Below are 7,475 nucleotides of genomic sequence, written 5' to 3'. Positions count from 1 at the left end.
TCGTAGGCAATTCTTCCGAAGTAACTTTTCCTGGTGAAGCTGTAGCTGGTACCGGAGTTATCTTTATCGGTAGCGGCAGATCCACCCTGCGACATTTCCGGCGTTTGAGGCGTCGGGAAATTCAGGCGGGATGCACCCAGGGTATCCCTGTTGGTTTGGCTTTGCTCATAACCTGCCAGGGCGGTTATATTGTGCTGGCCAAAGCGGCGGGTAAAGTTCAGTTTAATATTGGAAGTGATCAGCGACATATTCCGCTGCTGTTGCGCAAGGGATGCCAGCCCGTTGGAACCACCTACCACTGTTTTGTCGTACGACTGTGTACCAGCGTTAAACGTGTATACTTTATATGGCGTGCTGAAAACTTTGTTAGCGCTCCAGGATTTATCTGCCGATAAGAATCCGTCCAGCGATAACCCTTCCACACCCGGTATGGCATAAGATCCTTTCAGGATACCGTTAAATACCTGTGTAGGATTGCGTGCGGTACCACCGGCGTCGGTTACCTGCATGATGGGGTTATTGTTCTCAATACCCATGGTAGGCAATCCGTTGGGATACCTGTCCAGCACTGTTGGATAGGCGCGGTAAATACCCCGGAAAATGTCGCCGGCAGTGGTGGTAGGGTATACACGGTCTTCCTGGCGGCCGGATAAATACAGGCTTACTTTTAACCGCTTGGTTACATCAGCATCAATATTGGACCGGAAGTTATACTGGTTGTATTTGGTGACTCCGTTCTTATACAACCCGTCCTGGCTGATCATACCGAGGGAAACGTAATACTTTACATTTTCACTGCCCCCGTTTACAGAAAGACTATGCTGGTTTTGAGTAGCTGTTTTCTTCAGAGTAACCGCCTGCCAATCTGTATTCGGGTAATTTACCGGGTCGGAACCGTCGCGGAACTTCTGGATTTGTTCGTCTGTATAAAACTGGTTCAAGCCACCGGATGGGCTATTATAATACTGGATCTCATTCCTGATCTGTGCATAGGTGGCAGCATCCGCCATTTTAGGCAACCGGCTCGGGGAAGAAAATCCCTGGTTAAAACTGTAATTGATCGCCGGTTTGCCGGTTTTACCCCGTTTGGTGGTGATCAGCATTACGCCATTGGCGGCCCTGCTACCATATACAGCAGCAGATGCGTCTTTCAGTATGGAAATGCTTTCAATATCATTAGGATCCAGTCGCTCCAGGCCACCTATCTGACCAGGAACCCCGTCCACTACCATCAATACATCGTTGTTACCGGTGGTGGCCAATCCGCGTATAGTGATGCGGGAGCCGTCGTATCCCGGCTCACCGGAGCGGTTGTTGGCAATGACCCCCGAAAAGCGCCCTGTGAGGGCGTTTGATACGTTTGGCTGGGGGCTCTGCACAATATCCGCCCCTTTTACCACGGAAATGGAACCCGTCAGTGTAGCCTTCTTCTGGGTACCATATCCCACTACTACTACTTCATTTACACTTTTGCTCAGTGGTGTGAGTGATATGGTTAAGGGAGACAGGTTCTTCACCGGCACCGTCAGCGCTTCGTAGGAAATATGGTTGAATATCAGGGTATCACCCGGCGCAGCGCTGAGGGAAAATTTGCCGGTTGCATCTGTAAGAGTGCCGGTAGTTTTATTTTTTACACGTACCGTAACACCGGGAACCGGTTCGTTGGCATCGGATACTTTTCCGGTAACAGTGCCTTGTTGTGCCTGCACTTTCATTCCCATCAGCAATAAAGTGAATGCCAGCAAAAGGCAAGGGAAAGGTTGGCTCCGTAATAGGACAAACTTCTGATAGTCCGTTCCGGATAGCAATTTTTTCATAACGTAATAATTTAATGAATTGGAAGAGTGGAAAACCCATTTTGGCTGCATGAGGGATGCACACATCCTTGTCATGATATCCGCAATGTACTATGCCGCCCACAGATCATAGAGGGGGTAAATCATTTAAAAAAGGGGGTAAAATCGTAAAATATAACAGGGGGTATTTACCGGCAGCGATCTACCGGGCACATTTTCAACCGTTAACCACGGCGGGTTCCGGGAATTTACCCCTCACTTTCTGTAACATTGAAATCCCGGTTAAAAGAATGCCGGTATTTCTTTACATAATCGGAGGGGTTCATCCCAAACAGCTTTACAAACTGTTCACGGAAATATTTTACATCGCCAATGCCTACCTGCATGGCTGCCTGTGTAATGGTGTAGTTCTCCTTAAGTAACAGTACGGCGGCTTTCCGGAGCCGGATCGACCGGATGAAGGAATTAATGGTTTGCCCGGAAATGGATTTTACCTTTTTATATAAACTGGAATGGCTCATCCCTATTTCCAGGGTGAACTTTTTGATGGAAAACTCCTCGTTTTCCAGGTTGTCTTCAATAATTTCAATGCACCGCTTCAGGAAATCCTGGTATTCGGCAGGTACTTTTATATTGCTGTTCTTCAGGGTAATACGGTCAAAGAAATACTGCTGAAGCAGGTTGCGGTTCTTAATAATGTTATTCACTTTCGCCATCAGCAGGTCTTTGTCAAACGGCTTGGTGATATAGTCATCTGCACCACCTTCGAGGCCCCGGAGCCTTGTATCAGCAGCCGACGACCCTGTAAGCAGTATTACCGGGATATGGCTCACGGTATCCGTTTGTTTGATCTTACTGCATAGTTCCACCCCATCCATGCCCTGCATCTGTATGTCGCTGATCACCAGGTCGGGCATAAATTTCTGGACGGCGGCAAACCCGCTGGTCCCGTTATCGGCTTCATATACAATGAACCGGTCCTGGAACAGCTGCTGCAGATATTGCCGTATCTCATCATGATCGTCGATCAGCAGGATGGATTTCTTTTCGGTAATAGTAGTGGTAGCGGGCGTGGCTTCGGCTTCCCGGGGTTCCGGTTTGGATAAAACTGCCGCTGTGGCCAGTTCTTCCAGGAATGCTGATTTTTGCGGCGCATCTTCCCTCAGTAAAATGCCCCCAAAATGCCCGTTCCCTTTCTTCAGGGTAATATGAAAGGAAGTACCTTTGTTTACTTCACTCTGGTAGGTAATAGTGCCATGGTGACTGTCAATAAAATGTTTCACCAGGTACAGCCCAATCCCAAAGCCGGTTTGCAGGGACTCTTTCCGGTCCTGCGCCCGCCGGAACTTTTCAAAGATCCGGTTGCCCGTGCTGCCTTCTATGCCACAGCCACTGTCTTTTATACTAACACTAACGTCTGTTTCATTACCGGATACCTCGAAAATAATACTGCCGTTTTCAGGGGTAAATTTAAATGCGTTGGACAGGAGGTTGAAAATGGCAATTTCCAGTTTCTCACTGTCGCCATAAATTTCCAGTTGCGTATGCTGGCACAGGAAGTGGTAATCGATTTGTTTGATCCTCGCTTGTTCGGAAAAGCACAGGTATACTTCTTTACACAGGTGTACAATATCCAGCCTGGACAGGTTCAACTGATCTGCATCCCGGTCGGCCTTACGGAACAGCAGAAGCTGGTCTACCAGGCTAAGCAGCCGCCGCGCGTTGCGGTACACCACACTCAGATCGGGATATTCCCTGTTTTGCAGCAGTTCTTTCAGCGGGTTGATGATCAGCGTAAGCGGTGTCCGGAACTCGTGGGAAATATTGGTGAAGAAAGACAGCTTCTTCTCATTCAGCTCTTTCTCTTTTTCATTTTCAAGATGGGCCAGCTTTATTTCATATTTTAATCTTTCTTCCCGCGCTTTATATTTTATATACCCGTAAATAGCGGCCATAATGCTGCTTATGTAAAGAAGATACGCCCACCAGGTTCTGTACCAGGGCGGCAATACCACTACTGACACGGTATGTATGGCATGGCCCCACAGTCCATCGGCATTGCTGGCTTTGATCTCAAAAATATAACTGCCTTCCTGCAGGTGGGTATAGTTGGCGGTCCTGGTTTGCCCTACATAGTTCCAGTTATTATCCCATCCTTTCAAACGGTAGGCATAGCTGATCTTATCCGGCAGGGTGTACTCCAGCGCCACAAAGTCAAACGCAATGGTGGCTTTGTCGTAAGGCACGGTTATTTCCCGGATCTCTTCCTGGTTCCGTTCAGACACGTACTGGTCCTGCTCCGTAACGGAGGTATTATTGATCCTTACAGCCGTTAACAGCACCGGTGGGATGGTAGTTTGGGTATAGATACTGTCTGGATAAAAAATATTGAATCCCATGATACCCCCAAACAACATCTCCCCGGATTGTAATTTCAGGGCGGCGTTAAAGCTGAACTGGTTACTCTGCAGCCCATCGGAAGCAGAAAAATTGCGGAAGCTCTTTTTCTGCGGGTCAAACCTCGATAACCCGTTAAAAGTACTGAGCCAAAGGTTACCGGTTTTATCTTCCAGCATTCGTAAAATGGAATTGCTGGGAAGCCCTTCTGAGGTGGTAAATCGTGTATAATTTCCGTTTTTACGGTCAAATCGTAATAACCCGCCGCCATCGGTACCTATCCAGAATGCTCCTTTCTGGTCCTGGTGGATGGAGCGTACGGTATAGCCTATATTAAAACGCTGGTGCTGTTTGCGGTCGCGGTCTATCCGGATAAGGGTGGAATAGTTGCCTCCCCATAGCTGCCCGTCCTGGTCTTCCGCCAGGCATTGCAGGTTCACCAGGCTGCTGTCAAAAAGTTCGAAGCGGTTTTGCTGGCGGTTAAACCGGTACAGGGTACCATTGTTGGTAGTGCTGGCCCAAATCTGTTGTTGCCGGTCTTCATATACCAGCCATACATTGTTTTCGGCGGCTCGGGTGTAGGGATTAAAACATATAAAGTGTTCAAAGGCGCCGGTGGCCGGGTTATAGCGGTTTACGCCGCCAAACCAAGTGGAAATCCACAGGTCCTCCCGCGCATCCTGTATAATGGAGGTCACAAAATTGCTGCTGATGCCCGTTGAATTATTGCCGGTATGCTTGTAGGTAGTCCAGGTATTATTTTCCCGGTTCCAGTATTTAAGGCCGCCGCCATCGGTACCTATCCAGATATTCCGGTGTTTGTCTTCACAAAAAGAAAAAATAAAATTGTCCACCACCCGGGCAACAGGGTCGTTGTCGGGAATATTCAGTTCAAACGGGTTAGGCTTTGGCTCCACAATATTGATACCGCCCCGCAGGGTGCCAATCCATTTCCGGCCCTGGCGGTCTTCATAAATGGAGTATACCGCGTTGCTGCTCAGTTGTTGCTCATTGGAGGAGGTAAAGGAGCTGGCGGTGCCGTTTAATGTATTTACAAGGTAAATACCGTTGCCATCGGAGGCGCTCCACATAATGCCGTCGTTACCTATGTACAGGTTCACCATCTTGCTGTTTACAGGCAACATATTCCCGCTGTATTTGCCGGTAGACGGAACATAACGGAATATGCCGGTATCTGTTCCCAGCCAGATGTTGCCGGCCTGGTCGGCGGTAAGACAATTGCCCCTGGTAATATCCCTGTTAATGATGGTTAATTGCTGCCTTGTAATATCGTAGCGGCACAAGCCTATGTCCTGCACAAATACCCAGGCGGCAGTACCGGTAAATTCAATGGCGGTTACTTCATAACCGGTAATGCCGCCTCGGTTCATTGACAGAGGAATCTGTTTGCCGGTGGCTTGCCGGCTGCTGAACAACAGCAAGCCGCTTTTTTCGGTGCCTATTAAAATGTTGCCGGCTTCGTCTGATTTGATGGTATGTGTGTTTTCGCTGATAATACGCGACTCCCTGCTGTGAAGGGGAGTATAGCGGGGGAACGAGAACTTTTCACTTACGGGGTTGAACACACAAACCCCTCTGCGACCGCCTACCCAAAGCTGGTGATGAATATCGTCTGCCAGGGTATATACGCCATTATCCACGAGAGAAGTGCTGTCATTGATTTTATTACGGTAGATCCTGAATTTGTATCCGTCAAACCTGTTCAGCCCATCATAGGTGCCAAACCACATAAAGCCTTTGTGGTCCTGGTATACACTGAGAACGGCATTGTTGGAAAGACCGTCCTCTATTCCCAGGTATTTGATGGGATAGTTGATCGCGAAGCTATCTCCCGAAATAATAATCAACAGTAATACAATAAGATAGATTCTCCTCACATGGTGCATAGGCTCATTTTAACAGCTATAAAGCTATTATTTCTGCGAGAGATTACCACCAATAAAATCTCTTCAGGGATTTAATTCTTCTATCGTTTGTTTCACCCGGTAAATTCTTCCCGCCCATATTTTCCACTGGAAATACGCTTGTGCTATAATAATAAGGATGAGCGGGATCATTAGCAGGGACTTATATTGTGTCCACCGGACACTTAAAATGAAGAAGGAGAAGACGCCGGCAAAGGCAAGGATTTTTGAGAAGATGGAAACCAGTGCATATTTCCTGATATGCTGCAGTTTTTTCCGCATACTTTCCAGCAGGTTATTCCCTGCCGCAGGATAGCGGGCCAGTACATAACCGGTAATGCTTTGTGCAAGCATGCACAATACCGAAACAACCAGCAACAGGTTCAGGTAAAAAGGTTTTTTATCGCCGTCAAAAAAATCGTAGTACACTATGAGGAAAATACTATACCCGATGGCTTCCAGTATTACCTGCTTCCTGATGTCTTTTAATACGGGAGAAGTATGCTTCCTGATAATAGCCGCCATGTTGCTGCTGGGGGTGGGAATGCTGTCCCAGGCCGATTTTAAAGGATCCATATCATTATAATTTTAAAATATTTTTGATCTTGCTTTTAATCCTGTTGAGTTTTACGCCTACATAATTTTCGTCTATCCCGATGATATCGGCAATTTCCTGGTAGCTCATATCTTCCAGGTATAGCGCGATGATGGCTTTTTCTGCATCGCTCAGTTGTTTGAGCGCAGCAAAAAGCTGGTCTTGCTGCACGGAGGTTGCCCCGCCGCCTTGATCAGGCATATCAGGCAAACTATCGGTATAGGTGATACGGGGTTGTTTACGCCGGAAATCCGCCAGAGCGGTATTGAGCGCCACCCGGTAAATCCAGGTACTGATGCGGGCATTGCCTGCAAATGAAGGATACGATTTCCATAGCTGGTAGATCATCTCCTGGAACAGATCCTCCCTGTCTTCCCGGCTGTCGCGGTACAGGCGGCATAACTTATGCAGGATGCCCTGGTGCTGCTGTATGATACCGGGAAATGCAGATTTGTCCATGCAGTTTATTTACCAGGGTTAGTTGTATTTCGTGGAAAAAACTTACAGTTTCGCAAAAATATCCGTGACCCCTACCAGATCACCTTGTTCACCGTTGCCCAGTTACGGGTTGTGCAGGGAAGCCCCAGTTTTTTTTCAAGCCGTGCAATCACATCAAGCGGTTTTAATTCCAGGTTTTTCCTGATCAGGGTATATACTTCCCTGTTTTTCATATGCAGGGTTTCAGCAGCAGATTGCAGCGAGGCTATTACCTGCGGGGCATGCGGACCGGCATCGCCGGAAAGGAAAGTGATGTATACCTGC

The 7,475-nt window shown here is 47.8% G+C and carries 5 protein-coding genes; all 5 read right to left on the bottom strand.

The genetic code is table 11. The features are described 5' to 3' along the window. Positions 1 to 1,817 (bottom strand): SusC/RagA family TonB-linked outer membrane protein (locus VN105_RS10540; protein ID WP_325640593.1); only part of this gene is annotated, 1,817 nt, incomplete at its 3' end. A gap of 227 nt (positions 1,818 to 2,044) precedes the next feature. Beyond that, positions 2,045 to 6,091, bottom strand: coding sequence for a hybrid sensor histidine kinase/response regulator (locus VN105_RS10535; RefSeq protein ID WP_325640591.1), 4,047 nt, complete (start codon positions 6,089 to 6,091; stop codon positions 2,045 to 2,047). A 72-nt stretch (positions 6,092 to 6,163) separates the two neighbouring features. Further along, positions 6,164 to 6,694 (bottom strand): hypothetical protein, encoded by a 531-nt coding sequence (locus VN105_RS10530; protein ID WP_325640589.1) that lies wholly within the window; start codon positions 6,692 to 6,694, stop codon positions 6,164 to 6,166. Between the two features lie 4 nt (positions 6,695 to 6,698). Next, on the bottom strand, positions 6,699 to 7,172 hold the full coding sequence (locus VN105_RS10525) for a sigma-70 family RNA polymerase sigma factor (protein WP_325640587.1): 474 nt from the start codon (positions 7,170 to 7,172) through the stop codon (positions 6,699 to 6,701). A gap of 71 nt (positions 7,173 to 7,243) precedes the next feature. Next, positions 7,244 to 7,475 (bottom strand): hypothetical protein (locus tag VN105_RS10520; RefSeq protein ID WP_325640585.1); only part of this gene is annotated, 232 nt, incomplete at its 5' end.

This window comes from Chitinophaga sp. (assembly GCF_035564935.1).
In the GTDB taxonomy this organism is placed as follows: domain Bacteria; phylum Bacteroidota; class Bacteroidia; order Chitinophagales; family Chitinophagaceae; genus Chitinophaga.
This window is presented reverse-complemented; position numbering and strand designations above follow the sequence as displayed.